The 16,686-nt window shown below is 62.3% G+C and carries 10 protein-coding genes; 6 read left to right on the top strand and 4 right to left on the bottom strand.

The annotated features are described in order from the left end of the window. Nucleotides 1-58: 58 nt before the first annotated feature. The 3 genes from sbcB to E6B08_RS05730 all read right to left on the bottom strand — a co-directional run bounded on the left by sbcB (nucleotide 59) and on the right by E6B08_RS05730 (nucleotide 2,410). Nucleotides 59-1,495: an exodeoxyribonuclease I gene (gene sbcB, locus E6B08_RS05740; protein WP_136913132.1), complete on the bottom strand. Its 1,437-nt coding sequence runs from the start codon at nucleotides 1,493-1,495 to the stop codon at nucleotides 59-61. A 45-nt stretch (nucleotides 1,496-1,540) separates the two neighbouring features. Further along, complete coding sequence (locus E6B08_RS05735) at nucleotides 1,541-1,900, bottom strand: PilZ domain-containing protein (protein ID WP_136913131.1); 360 nt, start codon at nucleotides 1,898-1,900, stop codon at nucleotides 1,541-1,543. Nucleotides 1,901-2,023: 123 nt separating this feature from the next. Next, the gene (locus E6B08_RS05730; RefSeq protein ID WP_136913130.1) at nucleotides 2,024-2,410 is read right to left on the bottom strand and encodes a tetratricopeptide repeat protein; all 387 of its coding nucleotides are present in this window, start codon (nucleotides 2,408-2,410) and stop codon (nucleotides 2,024-2,026) included. 181 nt (nucleotides 2,411-2,591) lie between these two features. Here E6B08_RS05730 and pyk point away from each other — a divergent pair, with 181 nt between their 5' ends. Continuing rightward, entirely contained in the window at nucleotides 2,592-4,046 is a 1,455-nt protein-coding gene (gene pyk / locus E6B08_RS05725; RefSeq protein ID WP_136913129.1) for a pyruvate kinase, read from the top strand. A 140-nt stretch (nucleotides 4,047-4,186) separates the two neighbouring features. Here pyk and E6B08_RS05720 read toward each other — a convergent pair whose 3' ends face one another. Then, nucleotides 4,187-5,107 (bottom strand): iron-sulfur-binding ferredoxin reductase, encoded by a 921-nt coding sequence (locus E6B08_RS05720; RefSeq protein ID WP_136913128.1) that lies wholly within the window; start codon nucleotides 5,105-5,107, stop codon nucleotides 4,187-4,189. Nucleotides 5,108-5,348: 241 nt separating this feature from the next. On the opposite strand from E6B08_RS05720, the gene E6B08_RS05715 reads away from it, so the two are divergent. The 5 genes from E6B08_RS05715 (at nucleotide 5,349) to E6B08_RS05695 (ending at nucleotide 16,681) form a co-directional block, all read left to right on the top strand. Further along, complete coding sequence (locus tag E6B08_RS05715; RefSeq protein ID WP_136913127.1) at nucleotides 5,349-6,872, top strand: fumarate hydratase; 1,524 nt, start codon at nucleotides 5,349-5,351, stop codon at nucleotides 6,870-6,872. A gap of 176 nt (nucleotides 6,873-7,048) precedes the next feature. Next, the gene (locus tag E6B08_RS05710; protein WP_136913126.1) at nucleotides 7,049-8,992 is read left to right on the top strand and encodes a hypothetical protein; all 1,944 of its coding nucleotides are present in this window, start codon (nucleotides 7,049-7,051) and stop codon (nucleotides 8,990-8,992) included. Between the two features lie 112 nt (nucleotides 8,993-9,104). Next, entirely contained in the window at nucleotides 9,105-11,732 is a 2,628-nt protein-coding gene (locus E6B08_RS05705) for a hypothetical protein (protein ID WP_136913125.1), read from the top strand. Further along, nucleotides 11,729-14,215: an RHS repeat-associated core domain-containing protein gene (locus E6B08_RS05700; protein WP_136913124.1), complete on the top strand. Its 2,487-nt coding sequence runs from the start codon at nucleotides 11,729-11,731 to the stop codon at nucleotides 14,213-14,215. The genes E6B08_RS05705 and E6B08_RS05700 overlap by 4 nt, the downstream gene beginning before the upstream one ends. Nucleotides 14,216-14,236: 21 nt before the next feature. Continuing rightward, nucleotides 14,237-16,681, top strand: coding sequence for an RHS repeat domain-containing protein (locus E6B08_RS05695; protein WP_192938621.1), 2,445 nt, complete (start codon nucleotides 14,237-14,239; stop codon nucleotides 16,679-16,681). Nucleotides 16,682-16,686: the final 5 nt, after the last annotated feature.

Raw genomic sequence — 16,686 nt, 5'->3', positions numbered from 1 at the left:
CAATTCGTCGCGTCATAACAACAACGCCGGCTCACCGCCGGCGTTGTTGTTTGTACATTCAAGCGGTAATAGCGTATTGCTCACGCAACGCCTGGGCATGTGCCTGCCAGGCATCCAGAACCCGGCGCCCGGCCTCGTCCGTATCGGCCCAGGCGGCCTGCCTGGCCTGCTCGAAATCACCGAGTGTATTGGGCGCACCGAACGACGGGTCGGACAAACGCTGCTGGCAGAATGCAAACCAGCGTTGGCGCTCCTCGGCGCCGAGTGTCTCGGGGAAGTTTCGGGCGCGATAACGGAACAGTAATTCCGGTAGGCGCGGGTCATCGAACATCCAGTGCCCGTGGCCCAATTGCGCAGGCTCCAGCGTGCGAACTTGCTCGCACAAGCGACGATCACGGTCTCCGATGAATCCGTCATACAGTTGCTGTTCCGGATCGTCGCAAGGGGCAAATTCTTCCGGGCCATAAATGGAGTCCAGCTTGTCTTGCCATTGCCCCTGCTGATGGGCCAGCTGTTCGCCACGTGCTTGCAATAGCGCCATATCCACGCCGAGCCGTTGTTGATCGACGGGGCGCAATACCGAGAGCGGCGCCAGTACCGGGCAACGGTTGATCTGCACCAACTTCAACGGCACGGGTAATTCACCTTCGGCCAAGTCCTCGTGCCGCGTGTACAACCGCTTGCGCAGCACTTCGGCACTTTCCCGCAATAACGGTAGGGTTTCCTGCTGCAGGTCGCAGACTATCAATGCATTGCGGTTACGCGGGTGCCACGCCAGTGGCAAGACCACGCCCAGATAATTACGCGCTGCAGAAAAACGCCCGGATATATGTACCAGCGGCTGCAACAAACGCACCTGCTCCATGACTTTGTGCTTGCTGCGCAATTGGAACAACCATTCATACAACTTGGGCTGGCGCTGGCGAATCAGCCGCGCCAGGGCAATGGTCGCCCGTACGTCGGAAAGCGCCTCGTGGGCGTGGCCATGTTCGATGCCGTTGGCCTTGCTGAGCAGCTCCAGGCGCAGGCTGGTGCGCCCGTCCTGCTGCGGCCAATGGATGCCCTCGGGGCGCAGGGCATAGGCGGTGCGTACCACGTCGATCAGGTCCCAGCGGCTGTTGCCGCCCTGCCACTCGCGGGCATAGGGGTCGAAGAAATTGCGATAGAGGCTGTAGCGGGTGACTTCATCGTCGAAACGCAGGGTGTTGTAGCCCGCCCCGCAGGTGCCGGGGCGCGACAGCTCGGCGTGCACGCGGGTCATGAATTCGGCTTCGCACAGGCCCTGCTTGGCCAGTTGCGCCGGCGTGATGCCGGTTACCAGGCAAGCCATCGGATGCGGCAGGATGTCGTCGGAAGGCTGGCAGAAGAGGTTGACCGGCTCGTCGATCTCGTTCAACTCGAAGTCGGTGCGCACGCCTGCTACCTGCAGCGGGCGGTCACAGCGCGGGTTGATGCCGGTGGTTTCATAGTCGTGCCAGAAAATGCTGGAGCTCACGGGGTCGTCCTTATCGAGGTCGCCCCGATTCTAACCCACGTACTTTCAGGCGGAAGCGTTGGCCGGCCTGAAACTGAAATAGTCGCGCAGCGAGCGGACGAATTCCTCGTACTCGCGGGGCGCTTGCAGCAACATGAAACCGGAATCGTAATGGCCAGGGGTCTGGTCTTCGCGGCACCACAGGCAGCTCGCGGTGAGGTCGACCAACTGCTGGCCATTGCCAGGCAGCGGCAGACGCAACTGCAGCTCGTAGTCCGGGCCAACCAGGACCGGTAACTGGCTGATCAGCATCAACCCGTCCTCGGAGGCATTACCCAACTGGCCGATCGACTGATCGGTAAAGCGGTTGTACACCTTGAGCACGCAGGGGAGCTGGTGTCGTTCGATATGGCGCTTGATGAACATGATCGCAAGTGCAGTCCGTACCCGATGCCAGGAATACGAGGAACTGGCGGTTGTCGTTACATCTTGCTTACAGGTTACTCCAGGCTGCGCGGCAAATCCCGTTAAATAAAAGATACCTTGGTGTTAACGCCAAGGAGAGGTGGCGACCGGGCTCGCCACGGCCGGCTCGCCACGGCGGTAGTGGCCCAGCTTTTCCAAGGTCTGCAGACGAGCCTGAGCGCGGTAGGCGTATTCGTTGTGCGGGTACTGCTGGATCAGGTACTCGTAGGTCTGGGCCGCATCGACGAACAGTTGCTGGCGCTCCAGGCACTGGCCACGCAGCAGCGACACCTCGGGGTGGATGAACGGTCGTGCACGGCTGGTGCGGTCGACCTGCGACAGTTCCAGCATCACCCGCTGGCAGTCGCCACGGTCGTAGGCGCGGTAGGCATTGTTCAAGTGGTGGTCCATGGACCAGCGGGTGCAGCCGACGGTGCTGACCGCCAGTGCCAAAACAATCAGGGCTCGCATGGGGGAATCTCCTTTGATGCCAGGGTATCGGCCTTTGCCCACAAATCTTCACACCGTTTTGCAAGGATACCCCGCCCGTTCAAACGCCACCCTGCGCCGTTTGCAGGTAGTGCAACGGAACAATGACTACAGCGCGATTCAGGAGTAGCCTTTCGCTGCGCTTCACTATAGGAGTCTGTGCATGACCATCCGCCGTACCAAAATCGTCGCCACCCTTGGCCCCGCCAGCAATTCGCCGGAAGTGATCGAACAGCTGATCCTCGCCGGCCTGGACGTGGCACGCCTGAACTTCTCCCACGGCACCCCGGACGAGCACAAGGCACGTGCGCGCCTGATCCGCGACATCGCCGCCAAGAATGGCCGCCACGTCGCACTGCTGGGCGACCTGCAGGGTCCGAAGATCCGCATCGCCAAATTCAGCAACAAGCGCATCGAATTGAAAGTCGGTGACAAGTTCACCTTCTCCACCGCGCACCCGCTGACCGAAGGCAACCAGGACATCGTCGGGATCGACTACCCGGACCTGGTCAAGGACTGCGGCGTCGGCGACGAACTGCTGCTCGACGATGGCCGCGTGGTCATGCGCGTCGAAACCGCCACCGCCGATGCCCTGCATTGCGTGGTGATCATCGGTGGCCCGCTGTCGGACCACAAGGGCATCAACCGCAAAGGTGGCGGCCTGACCGCTCCGGCCCTGACCGAAAAGGACAAGGCCGACATCAAGCTGGCCGCGGAAATGGACCTGGACTACCTGGCCGTTTCGTTCCCGCGCGATGCCAGCGACATGGAATACGCCCGCAAGCTGCGCGACGAAGCCGGTGGCAGCGCCTGGCTGGTCGCCAAGATCGAACGTGCCGAAGCCGTGGCCGACGACGAGACCCTCGACCAACTGATCGCCGCCTCTGACGCGGTGATGGTCGCTCGTGGCGACCTGGGCGTGGAAATCGGCGACGCCGAGCTGATCGCCATCCAGAAGAAGATCATCCAGCACGCCCGCCGCAACAACAAGGCGGTGATCGTGGCGACCCAGATGATGGAGTCGATGATCCAGAACCCGATGCCGACCCGCGCCGAAGTGTCCGACGTGGCCAACGCCGTGCTGGACAACACCGATGCGGTGATGCTGTCGGCCGAAAGCGCCGCCGGTGCCTATCCGATCGAAGCGGTCCAGGCCATGGCGCGCATCTGCCTGGGTGCCGAGAAGCACCCGACCAGCCAGAAGTCCAGCCACCGCCTGCATACCACCTTCGAGCGCTGCGACGAGAGCATCGCCCTGGCGGCCATGTACACCGCCAACCACTTCCCGGGCGTGAAGGCGATCATCTCCCTGACCGAGAGCGGCTACACCCCGCTGATCATGTCGCGCCTGCGCTCGCACGTGCCGATCTTCGCGCTCTCGCCGCACCGCGCCACCCAGGCCCGCGCCTCGATGTTCCGCGGCGTCTATCCGATCGCCTTCGACCCGGCTGCACTGCCGGCCGACAAGGTCAGCCAAGCTGCCGTGGACGAGCTGATCAAGCGCGGCCTGGTGGAACAGGGTGACTGGGTGATCCTGACCAAGGGCGACAGCTACCACACCATAGGTGGCACCAACGGCATGAAGATCCTGCATGTCGGTGATCCGCTGGTCGGTTGATCCTGCGCTAAAGAGGACCGCTTTGCGGTCCTATCGCGACACAAGGCCGCTCCCACACCTACCGCGCAATCCCTGGTATGCGATAGATGTGTGGGAGCGGCCTTGCGTCGCGAAAGGAGGGCGAAGCCCTCCCGGCTCACTCAGGCATGCTCGACGAACTCATCGGCGAACACCTGCCCCCGCGGCACCCCGGCAATGAACAGCCGCCGGGCAAACCGCTCGACACTCCCCGGCGACCCGCACAGCAGCGCCACCGTCTGCCGCGAGGATGGTCGCAACCCCGCCAGCGCACTTTCCAGCGCCTCTGCCAGTACACACTCGACACTCACCCCGGCCAGCGCCTGCAATGGCCCGGCCAGATAATGCCCTGCGTGATCGCGCGCCACGTGCATCACCTTGATTTCGCCCTGATGCCCCTGGCGCTGCGCCTCGCGCAGGATGCCCCACAACGGCGCCAGCCCGGTGCCCGCCGCCAGCAACCAGAGCGGTCGTTGCTGCCAGTCCGGATCGTAGTGCAACGCGCCGCCGCGCAGCTCGCCCAGGCGCAGTTGGCTGCCGATCTGCACGCCACGCAGCTGGTCGCAAAAAGCGCCTGGCCGCTGGCAATCGATATGAAACTCCAGGAAGTCATCTTCACCCGGGAGGCTGGCCAGGGAGTAAGGGCGGGCTACCGTACCCAGCCACAGCACCAGGTGCTGTCCGGCCTGGTAGCGTAGCGCACGTTCCGGTCGCAGGCGCAGGCGCAGCACATCGCCGAACCAGTCCACGGCGCAGACCTGGGCCGGCACGCCGTCGCGCAGCGGGTCGAATGCCGCCACATGCAGATCCTCGACCACCCGGCATTGACAGGCCAGACGCCAGCCCTGGGCGTGCTTGTCCAACGCCAGGGCCTCGGGCCGGGCATCCGCCGGCTGCCCGGCCAGGCAATGCACCAGGCAGGCATGACAACTGCCGGCACGGCAGCTGTAGGGCACGTTGAGGCCTTCCGCGTTCAGAGCGTCGAGCAGATTGCTGCCGGCTGGCACCGTCCAGCGGCGCTCGCCCACGCAGAGTTCGGGCATTTCGGGGATCTCCAGGTTGCATAGCGGTGTTCATCGTACATCCCCAGCAAGAACGATGCCCGCGCATTGCCGACCATGGTCCTGACCACGCGCAGGTGTTTCGCTCGTTGAGGCGCGCTATACTGCCGCGCCCTTTTGCGTCGGCCAGCCTGCCGGCGCGCCTTGCAAGGCGTTTCGACACGCTGGTCGGCACCGTCGAGCGTCTTTTTGAATGTTCCCGTCTTTAAGAGGAGCGCGCTGCATGACCGTGATCAAGCAAGACGACCTGATTCAGAGCGTCGCCGATGCCCTGCAATTCATCTCGTACTACCACCCCGTCGACTTCATCCAGGCGATGCACGAAGCCTACCTGCGTGAAGAATCGCCCGCCGCACGCGACTCGATCGCCCAGATCCTGATCAACTCGCGCATGTGCGCCACCGGCCACCGCCCGATCTGCCAGGACACCGGTATCGTCACCGTGTTCGTCCGCGTAGGCATGGACGTGCGCTGGGACGGCGCCACCCTGAGCGTCGACGACATGATCAACGAAGGTGTGCGTCGCGCCTACAACTTGCCTGAGAACGTCCTGCGTGCCTCGATCCTGGCCGACCCGGCCGGCGCCCGCAAAAACACCAAGGACAACACCCCGGCCGTCATCCACTACTCCATCGTCCCCGGCGACAAGGTCGAAGTCGACGTCGCAGCCAAGGGCGGCGGTTCGGAGAACAAGTCGAAGATGGCCATGCTCAACCCGTCCGACTCGATCGTCGACTGGGTCCTGAAGACCGTCCCGACCATGGGCGCTGGCTGGTGCCCGCCTGGCATGCTCGGCATCGGCATCGGCGGTACCGCCGAGAAGGCCGCGGTGATGGCCAAGGAAGTGTTGATGGAATCCATCGACATCCATGAGCTGAAAGCCCGCGGTCCGCAGAACCGCCTCGAGGAAATCCGCCTGGAGCTGTTCGAAAAGGTCAACCAACTGGGCATCGGCGCCCAGGGCCTGGGCGGCCTGACCACCGTGCTCGACGTCAAGATCATGGATTACCCAACCCACGCCGCGTCCCTGCCGGTGTGCATGATCCCGAACTGCGCTGCCACCCGTCACGCCCACTTCGTGCTCGACGGCTCCGGCCCGGCCGAGCTGGAAGCACCGTCGCTGGACGCCTACCCGGAAATCGTCTGGGAAGCCGGCCCGAGCGCCCGCCGCGTCAACCTCGACGACATCACTCCGGAAGAAGTCGCCAGCTGGAAACCGGGCGAGACCATCCTGCTCAACGGCAAGATGCTCACCGGTCGCGACGCTGCGCACAAGCGCATGGTCGAGATGCTCAACCGTGGCGAAGAGCTGCCGGTCGACCTCAAGGGCCGCTTCATCTACTACGTCGGCCCAGTCGACCCGGTCGGTGACGAAGTGGTAGGCCCAGCCGGCCCGACCACCGCGACCCGCATGGACAAGTTCACCCGTCAGATCCTCGAGCAGACTGGCCTGCTGGGCATGATCGGCAAGTCCGAGCGCGGCCCGACCGCCATCGAAGCGATCAAGGACAACAAGGCCGTGTACCTGATGGCCGTCGGCGGCGCCGCTTACCTGGTGGCCCAGGCGATCCGCAAGTCCAAGGTCCTGGCCTTCGCCGAACTGGGCATGGAAGCGATCTACGAGTTCGAGGTCAAGGACATGCCGGTCACCGTCGCGGTCGACAGCAATGGCGAGTCCGTGCACATCACCGGTCCTGCCCTGTGGCAGAACAAGATTGCCCAGAGCCTGGCAGTCGAAGTCAAGTAAGCATCATGCACATGAAAAACCCGGCGCAAGCCGGGTTTTTTATGTTGGCGATAAGCGATAGTTCACGAGGAACTACTACCCCTTTCGCGATCACTTCCCTAGCGGGTCTGCCAGTACTCCCCGAATGGCCGGTTGTTTACCGTGGCTTCTCCATTCAGTACCGCTAGGTGAACGCGATGAAAGATGTACCAACTCTTCCCAGCTCTGTGGATGCGTGGCTGTGGAATTTTGAACTGACACTGGGGTCGTCGGCCCCCATGGCTTTCAATAATGGCCGGCAACAAATCAAAGTAAACGTCGAAGTCCAAGCCAATGAACATACCGGCCTGGCGATCACCCCTGAGCAACTCGAGAGTATTACCTTGGTCGTGAAACAAGCGGACGGTAGTTATGCGCCGCTTTCGACCGACCCACGCCAGGCGTGGTTCTATTCGAAAGAGCACGACCCTCGATTCGACTATTACCCGACCTTGAACACGTTCACAGCCTCGAGCCCCGTCGCTCGCGTGTTATTCGATGCGCCGAAAACAGTTTCCTTTTTCGTGTCGAGCCGTGCCACCGCGGGAAGCCAACTGGCCCTGCGCGCCCGAATCACCCAGTCACCGGGCGTCCATTACTATACGGATAACATCCCGTTCGACTCATCCCTTGAACTGACGGCCATGGCCGCACCCTCTTCGTCTTTTCCCGAAGACTATATATTCGAACAAGTACGCGATGAGGGTTCCGTTGCCAGTGGCACCTTCATTCATGAGTGGGCGCTGTCGCCACGCACTGTTGATTTTGCCTATGCCGAGTTCTTGAAATACGACAGGCGCGGCATGATCCGCTGGCATGAGCGCGCTTTCGACGAGCGCTTTGCCACTCATGTCGGTATCGCCCTGCCGGGCGATACACACGTGCACTACGATGAAACATTGGGGTTACAGGGTGACTTTGTCGACAATCGAAAAGTGCACCATGTCGACCATGTTTCCGACGGCCAGCTCGTAGTACTGGCCCAAGGCGATCACCATATTCCATACTTCTCGGGAGCGCCACGCCGAGAAGGACCCTGCACCCTGCACGCTGTGGACAGGCACGGGACCTCTCACTATCTCAATATCGGTTTCGACGGCAAGCAGCGCGTCGATCTGCGGGTCACGACCCGGCGAGCGCCCAGGCCAAGGTCCGCATCGACCGCTCACCTGGATTTCTTCCAGGTACGCGGCCTCAACAGTGATCAGGACAACACCCAATGCGTGCTGTACGCAAACGGCTATCAGCAGACGCCGATCACCGTAGTCGTGGGAGCACGTAACCATCGCGGTGAGATAATCGAAGTGCCTGATCATATTCTGGATCAGGTCGAATTCATCGATTACAACACCGGCGCCCGCCTGCCACCCAGCCAGTACAGTATTTCCCGGTTCAAAAATCCCTGCTTCGATTTTCATCCTTCCAACTTCACCGCGCGTCACTTTACCTCGCGTAACGCCAACTTCTCTGGACAGGGAAGCAGCAGGACGTTCTACCTTTCCACCAAGGCCGTCGGAACGACCAAACTTGGCGCCAGGCTCACCTATGGCGGTCGAACGTACCACACCAACAACCGCGCCACTGCCACTGGCGGCGATGTGATCAGTGGCCGCTCGAACAGTTCTGCTTCACTGCGCGGGCTTTCTCAAGACTATACGTTCAGGGCGGATCGTTTCAGCGTGGAACGCGTCGATTTGAAAAGCGGCGACAACTGGGACCTCGACCGATACGAACTCAGGTTCAGCGACCCTAATTACCAGATCCGCTACAGTGAACACACGCCCTCCCACCAAAACAACTGGCACTACCGTCGTGAGTCTCGTGGCTTTTATCAACAAGCCGCTTATCAAGTGAATGATACCCGGGAAATCATCTACCCGAACTTGACCATCACCAATCGAAGAATCGCGTTTCCGATCAATACCCCGCGAGGTGTCGCGCATGCCATTCGCCTACGCACGCGCCTGGGACCACCGTCGCCGAAACGAAACGGCTCGACAAAAGTTACTTACGTCGACCAATACGGTAACCGCCATCCGCTTTGGCTGAATCCCGCTGCTGGCGGCAACCTGCTTAAAGTGTCCGACCGAGACGAAAGTTGATCACTTCTTTCTGCTTTTGACTCCATCTTGACTCGTCAACCGTTCCGAGGCTTTCGGGTCCGGGGCGGTTGCCAGGCAATGGGCAATCTAAAAACATCCGGTGAATTCAACCATGCCCTCCTCCAACTCCGCTGAAATCCATTCTCAGTCGAACAACTTTCTTGGCGTTGTCCAATCTGCGGTCAACGACCGAACCGGACAGTTCAACCTGAGCATCAGTCTTCCCTCGCTACTGGCCAACAACCTGGCCGGCCCTGCCCTGCAACTGAACTGGGCGTTCAACTCGCTGGCCTCGCAAAGCGACCTGGGCTATGGGTTGGGCTGGTCGCTGCTGATGACCCGCCTGGTCGTGGATCAGGTCGCCTCGTCCTTGCAACTGCGCACAGGTGAGAACTTCGCAGTTGATAACAAAAAGTCCGACTGGTCCAACGGCGGTACCTTGGTCTTCCACGACTACAAACTCAAGGCCATGCAGGTGACCCGCCTGAACGCCCGCCAGTATCGTATCTACCACAAGAACGGCGAAACAGAGATTCTCACGCAAGCCGGCCGCAGCAACCGCTACGTGCTGACTGAATTGCGTTCGCCCGAAGGCCGCCGCCTGCATCTGCAATGGCGCTCCACCCGACAGTCGGACTTCCTCGCCGAGGTCAGGGACGAACAGCGCCCCCTGGTCCGATTCGAGCGCAGCGGCGGCGATGTGAGCGTTCGGCTCGACCCCGACGATCGCCCCAGCACAGTGCGATTCAGAACCAACAACCAACGCCTGAGCAGCGTACAGGTATCACTGATCGACAAGCCGTTCCATTTCGCCTACCGACGACTGAGCGTAGGCAACGGCACGCAACTGCTGTTTCCGCGGTCGGTTAAAGGGCCGCTGGGGGCATCCGATACAATCCATTGGTCGACCCGCCAGACGCATCGTGTGCCACGAGGCGGTCCGTTCGAGTACCTGCCACGCGTGACCAGTTGGACGCACAGCACTGGCGACCCAGCGAATGCGCTGCACCGCACCTACCGCTGGATCGGCCAGACCAACTTCCTTGGCTATGGCAGCATCGGCAGGTTCGACTGGGTCACTGGCCGCGACAACCTGTATCAAGTCAACAAGGAATATCGCTACAGCGTCATCGAAACCCAGAAGGACCATCAAGGCCAGACACTCACCACCATCACCCGGCAGTGGGATCGATTCCACCTGTTGACCCGGGAAACCACGGTCATGGGACGTTTCGAGGTGGAAACGGCGAACACCTATGGCATCGACCCCGACAAGACCTGGGAACAACAGTCGGCGGCGAGCCAACTGCCTCACGCCGTCAGCACTACCTATCGGCACCTGGGCAGCGACGAGTCTCGCACCGAAACCACTACCTACCGTTACGACGACTACGGCAACCTGCTGTCGACGACCTTGCCCACCGGCGTGTGCGAAGTATATTCGTACTACCCCGCGTCAGGCGTAGTGGATGAATGTCCGCCAGATAGCACCGTCATGGTGCGCCACATGGCCAGCAAAACCGTCACGCCCGCCAAGCTGGCCGACGGCAGCCACGGCGGGGCGCCGATACTGCGTACACGTTACCGCTACGAACAACTGCCATCGCTGATCGCCGATGAGCCTGCCCACACCGTGGTCGTCAGCGAGGCACTTGAAGACCTTTCCGCTGGCAAGCTGCTCGAGCACACGGTACAGGCCTACCAGCGCACTGTCGGCCCGCACTACGGTGAACTGATTCGCGCCAGCACGACCCTCAATGGCATCACCACCACCACCGAATACCACCATGTACTGGACCAGGGGCTACTGAGCACCACCACCGTGGTTCAGGGCTTCGAAGGAGACGCAGTCAATCGGTCCAGCAGCCGACAGGCACGCTGTCGCCTGAGCGGCCTGACCGCTTGGGAGGAAAGCGCGGCAGGCAGCCGCACCTGTTATCACTATGACCTGCTGGGCCGCATCATCGCTACCGTACTGGCAGCAGACAGCGACTACCAAGCCAGCCGTAGTTGCGATTATCACCTGGACGACACCTTCGTCCACGCCAATGCGCCCCAGGAAATCCTCGGTTATCTCCCCCGTGCCTGCCTCGAAGAAACCGACACCACGGGCCAACGCAGGCGGACCTGGCTCGATGGCGCAGGCCGCGCGGTCGCAGTGCAACTGGAAGACCGCGACGAAGCGCCGGGTGAGTTTCGCCTGGTCGGCTGCACCCAGTTCGATGCGCTGGGACGCACGACTGTCACGACCGAGTTCGACTGGTTCCCAGGGCAATCTCAGCCACTCAAACTGACCGGTAAAACCTCCTACGATGCCTCGGGCCAGATCTATACCCATACCGCTCCAACGGGCCTGCTGTCGATCACCTGCCAGGACCCGATCGCCATGCGCTCCGAGCATTGGCAGCAGGGGCCTTCAGGCCAGACCAGCGCGAAGCAGGTGACCTCGGTCAACCTGGCTGGCAGCCCGGTGCGCCAGGATCTGCTCGATCAGCAAGGACGTCTGGTGCGTACCACGCGCTTCGTTCGCGACGGCCTGGACCGCATCATCGAAGAGCACTTGCTGGCCAGCGACCAGCCAAACTCGCCCCGTATCACCCGGCGTCGCTACGACGCTTACGGCCGCATCGAACGTTTGACCCGTGAAGATGGCGCGCACATCGTCACGACCTATGCAGCCCACAGCGATGGCCCTCACCCCACCTCCGTCAGCCTGCAATATCCCGAGGCCAAAGGATGACTGGCCGTCCTCTCAACCTCGTCCTCGGCCGTCAACGTTTCGACGGCCTGGGGCGCCAGTTGCGGGTCGAAAGCGGAGGGCGGGCCACGCAGCATCTGTACCGGCCTGGGCAATTGCAGGCCACCGCCAACCTGCTCGCCGACGGCCAGCGCATCGCGTTCAGCTACGAGCCCGCGCTGGACAATGCCATTACGCGGATCCAGCCTGAGGGCGAGGCTGACCACCAGTTCACCTATGACCCGAACCTGGGACTCATCGCCAGCACCAGCGGTCCGCTGGGTACGCAGACGATCACCTACAGTCCCAGCGGCAAGCCGATACACGACAGCTGGGCCATCGACGGTACCACGCACACCACGTACTGGCGCTACAGCCTCACCGGCCGATCGCTAGGCTTCATCGATGCCGAGGGCGCCGATCATCAACGCCTCTACGATGACTTTGGCAGGCTGCAGCAGTGCGCCACAGGCAGTGTGCTCACGCGTATCCACTACGACGAGTTCTCCCGACCGACTTGCTACCTGACCCATGACACGCACAACGGCAACCGCCTGGAGCAGCGGCTGGTGTACGATCACCTGGGCCGTGAGCATATGCGGACCTGCCACGTCACCCTGGCCTGCGGTACCGAACGCACCGTGAAGCAGAGCCTGGTTTTCACCGACCTGGACCAAGTTGCCAGGCGCGTGTGGGACGACGGCGCACGCAACGGCGTGGAAACCTTCGGCTATGACGTGTGTGGCCGCCTGCACACCTACACGGCATCGCCCGAAATCGCGCCCCTGGACCCCTTTGGCAATCGGGTGATCGAACAGGTCTTCACGTTTAATAGGCTCGATGGCTACGAGCAGGTGATCTCGACCTACGCCGATGGCAGCAGCGACACCGCGACATTCCACTACGACAACCCGGCAGACCCGAGCCAACCGACGCGCATCGAGCACAGCCATACTTCCTGGCCCTGCGAGATAACCTTGCAATACGATGCCTGTGGCCGGCTTGTCGGCGACAGCCTGGGGCGCCGCATGCGCTGGGATGCCCAGGGTCGCCTGAGCAAGGTTGACTACCAGGGTGCCACTTGCCAATACGGCTATAGCCCCAGCGGCGAACTCAGCGATCGGATCGTCGACGGTGTGCTCACGCGCAGTTTCCACAGCGCCGGTCAGTTGACCCATGAACGTTGCGGCGACGATGTCGTCCGCATCGTGACCGATGCAGGCCAACTTTTCGCCCTGGGACGCTTGAGCGCAGGCGTGCGCCAGGGCAATACCACCCTGCTTGGGTGCGATGCCCAGGGCAGCGTGCTTGTCGAGGCCGACGAGGCCCTGCGCTTGCGCCAGTACACCGCCCATGGCGCCGAACCGGACCAGCCACACGCCCTGAGCACCCCCTACGGGTATACCGGGGAGCGCCGGGAGCCATTGACCGGCTGGTACATCCCAGCAGGCTATCGCCCCTATGATCCGCTGCTGATGATGTTCCTCGCGCCTGATAGCGAGAGCCCGTTCGGCCGCGGCGGTATCAATGCCTACGCATACTGCGGCGGCGATCCGGTGAACCGCGTCGACCCAGACGGCCATTCCTGGTGGAAATGGCTGGTGGCCGGCATCGGTCTCGTGCTCGGCGCTGTCGCTACGGTCGCCAGTTTTGGCGCTGCCGCACCGGCCTTCGCCGCAGTGGCCGCCGGCGGGATTGGCGCACTCACAGCGAGCGGCGCGGCGTCCATCACCGCAGCGACACTTGGGGCGGTTTCACTGGGAACCGGTATCGCGTCGACCATCATGGAGGCGGTGGACAAAGACTCCAAGGCAGCCAGCGTCCTGGGGTGGATTTCGCTGGGCACGGGGTTGGCCGGTAGTGCGGTTGAAATAGGCCCTCGCCTGGCTCACGCGTCACACAAGGCCAGCCGCTTGGTTGGCCGCACGGCGCGCAAGGCGGGTGGTAGCTCGGGCAAGTCGGCAGGGCCAAGCGCAGGAAGGCAGCCAGCGCAAAGGATTGGTGATTCCAGCGTGCTCTTCGAAGCCAAGCCCGGCAACCATGACGTCGTCTTCCACGAAAACTTCCTCGGCACCGGCACGGCTGCCTTTGAAACCCATGGCCATCCGTTCAGCAGCAAGCTGATGAATGGCCAAGGGCGATATCGGAGCGCCCTGAAGGTTGCGCTCAATGACATCGAACCTCAGCTCCGACAGGTGAACTATCCGCAAGGCAAGGAACTGATTCTCCTGGCCTGTGAAGGCGGGTCTTCGGGGGCCGCGCAAAAAGTGGCGACGGCATTGCAGCGCCCCGTCAGAGGCTACGCGCAACCCATCTATACGACACATCCGCAGTTTTCCCAGTCCCTGAGGGTTACCAACCACGCTCGCCATTCGAATCTGCCAACGGAGTCCATCGGCTTCTGGGAGCGATTGAAGGGTGCCAAAGGCCCCTTCGTTGATCGAAGCGATAGGCGATTCGCCACATCGTCCCTCTATTTTCCATAAGCCATTTAGAGTCAAATGCCCATGTCTATTTCAAGCCTTATCGGCACGCAGAACTTCGACGGCCTAGGTCGTCAGCTCAGCGTCGTCATTGGTGGTCGCACCACCCTCTCCCATTACTCGACCAAACAGCTACCGCCCCGTGCCAACACCTTTGCCGATGGCAGCCGCATCACTTTCGGCTACCTGGCAGCGTTGGACAACGTGGTGGAGCAAATCCAACCCCACGGCGAGCCCGCCAATAATTTCACCTACGACCCTCTCCTTGCGCAGATCAGCTCGGCTACCGGCGCGCTGGGCACCCAGCGCATGACCTACACTGCCAGCGGTAAGCCCAGCACCAATCGCTGGGCCGTCGACGGCAGCGAGCACGTTACCACCTGGCGCCACAGCCTCAGCGGCCGGTTGCTAGGCTTCGAAGATCCCAGCCAGATAAACCACACGCGTCAACACGATGCTTTTGGCCGCCTCATCCAGGTGGTGGTGGGCGACGTTACCTGTAACATCACCTACGACGAGTTCTCCCGGCCGCGCAACTACACCACTATCGATGCCGTCAGCGGAAATCAACTCCTGCAAAAGCTCGGTTATGACAGTTTTGGCCGCGAACGCACGCGTACCTTTAGGGCCACGCTCGCCGGAACGGTCCGTCAGCAGACGCAGACCCTGACCTACAACGACCTCGACCAAGTCGTGGCCCGGCATTGGCAAGACGACGAGCGCAAAGGCAGCGAGCGGTTCGACTACGACTTGCTTGGGCGTTTGAGCCACTACAGCGCCGACCCGGCCGTGGCGCCTGAAGACCCGTTCGGCAATCGCGTCGTCGAGCAACGCTTCACCCTGACGCCGCTCGATGGCTACGCCAAAGTGGTGACCAGCTACGTCGACGGCAGCCGCGACGAGGCTGAATATCACTACGACAACGCCCAAGATCCCTGCCAGGTCAGCGCCATCAGCCACACTCACCGCAGTTGGCCGGCACGCATCGAGCTGCGCTATGACGCCCGCGGCCGGCTGCAGTCCGACAGCCTCGGCCGCAGGTTGAGCTGGGATGCCCAGGACCGCGTGACCCGGGTCGAGTACCGCGGGCAGGTGTGCGAGTACGCCTACGACCCCAGCGGCAACCTGGCAGACCGCCGCGTCGATGGCGTGCTGAGCCGCAGTTTCCACAGCGCCGGCCAGCTGACCCATGAACGACGTGACGATGAGCTCACGCACCTGGCCGCCGACGCCGGCCAGTTGTTCGCCGTCACCCGCCTGCGCGCCGGGGTGCGTCAGGGCCTCACTACCCTGCTCGGCTGCGATGCCCAGGGCAGCGTACGGGTCGAGGCCGACAACAGCCTGCGCAGCCGCCGCTACACCGCCCACGGCGCCGAGCCGGGCCAAGCGAGCCCGGCCGACAATCCCTTCGGTTACACCGGCGAACGCCGCGAACCGCTCAGCGGCTGGTACATCCCCGCCGGCTACCGGCCCTACGACCCGCTGCTGATGATCTTCCTCGCCCCGGACAGCGAAAGCCCGTTCGGCCGGGGTGGCCTGAATGCCTATGCCTATTGTGGCGGCGACCCGGTCAACCGCATCGACCCAGACGGACACGCCTGGTGGAACTGGCTAGTGGCCGGTATCGGTCTGGTGCTCGGTGCCGTAGCCACGGTGGCAAGCTTCGGCGCGGCGGCGCCGGCGGTCGCTGCTTTGAGCGCCGGAGGCTTGGCGGCGCTGACCGCCAGCGGTGCAGCCTCAATCGCGGCGGCCACGCTCGGTACGGTGTCGCTGGGCACCGGTATCGCCTCGACGGTCATTGAGGCCGCTGGCAAGGATTCGAGGGCCGGCGAAATCCTTGGCTGGGTGTCACTCGGCACTGGCCTGGCAGGTTCGGCGCTGGAAATAGCACCCAAGGCGGCCAGCGCCGCGGCAAAACTAGGCAGGTCGATTGGCCGGGCCAAGACCAGCCCAGGCCTCAAAGCGCCGATTCAGACGGTGGGGCAAAGCGATATTTTCTTGATCAACCCCAAAACCAACAAAGTCGATGTCGCGTTTCACCGCAACCTGCTCAACAGCTCGGAAGCAGCGTTTGAAACCCACGGTTCGAATATCGGGTGGCTGGATGACACCTTCGGCAAGCACCGCAGCGCGGGTGCAGTCGCTCGGCGTGATATCGCGCCGCGGTTGAATCAACTGCCGGACTACGTCGCCGACCCCAACAAACCCCTCGTCCTCCTCTCCTGCCACGGGGCCAATACCTGCGCGGCACAGAATGTAGCGAATGCTCTGAAGCGCCCGGTAAAAGCGTTCGAAGGCGCGCTTCTGATACCGCCACCCAGCGATCTGAATCAACCGATACGGCTCAGCAATAGCTTCGGTCCCAGTAATGGTTTGTATCAAAAATCGACATTACCCCACGTGATCCCATTCCAGGCACCTGACAGCAACATCGGCTTTGCCGTGCCCAGAATTTTCTATCCACGTTAGCAGTA

It is taken from the genome of Pseudomonas putida (assembly GCF_005080685.1).
In the GTDB taxonomy this organism is placed as follows: Bacteria; Pseudomonadota; Gammaproteobacteria; order Pseudomonadales; family Pseudomonadaceae; genus Aquipseudomonas; species Aquipseudomonas putida_V.
Note: the sequence above shows the minus strand (reverse complement) of the source record. Positions and strands in the feature narration are given on the sequence as shown.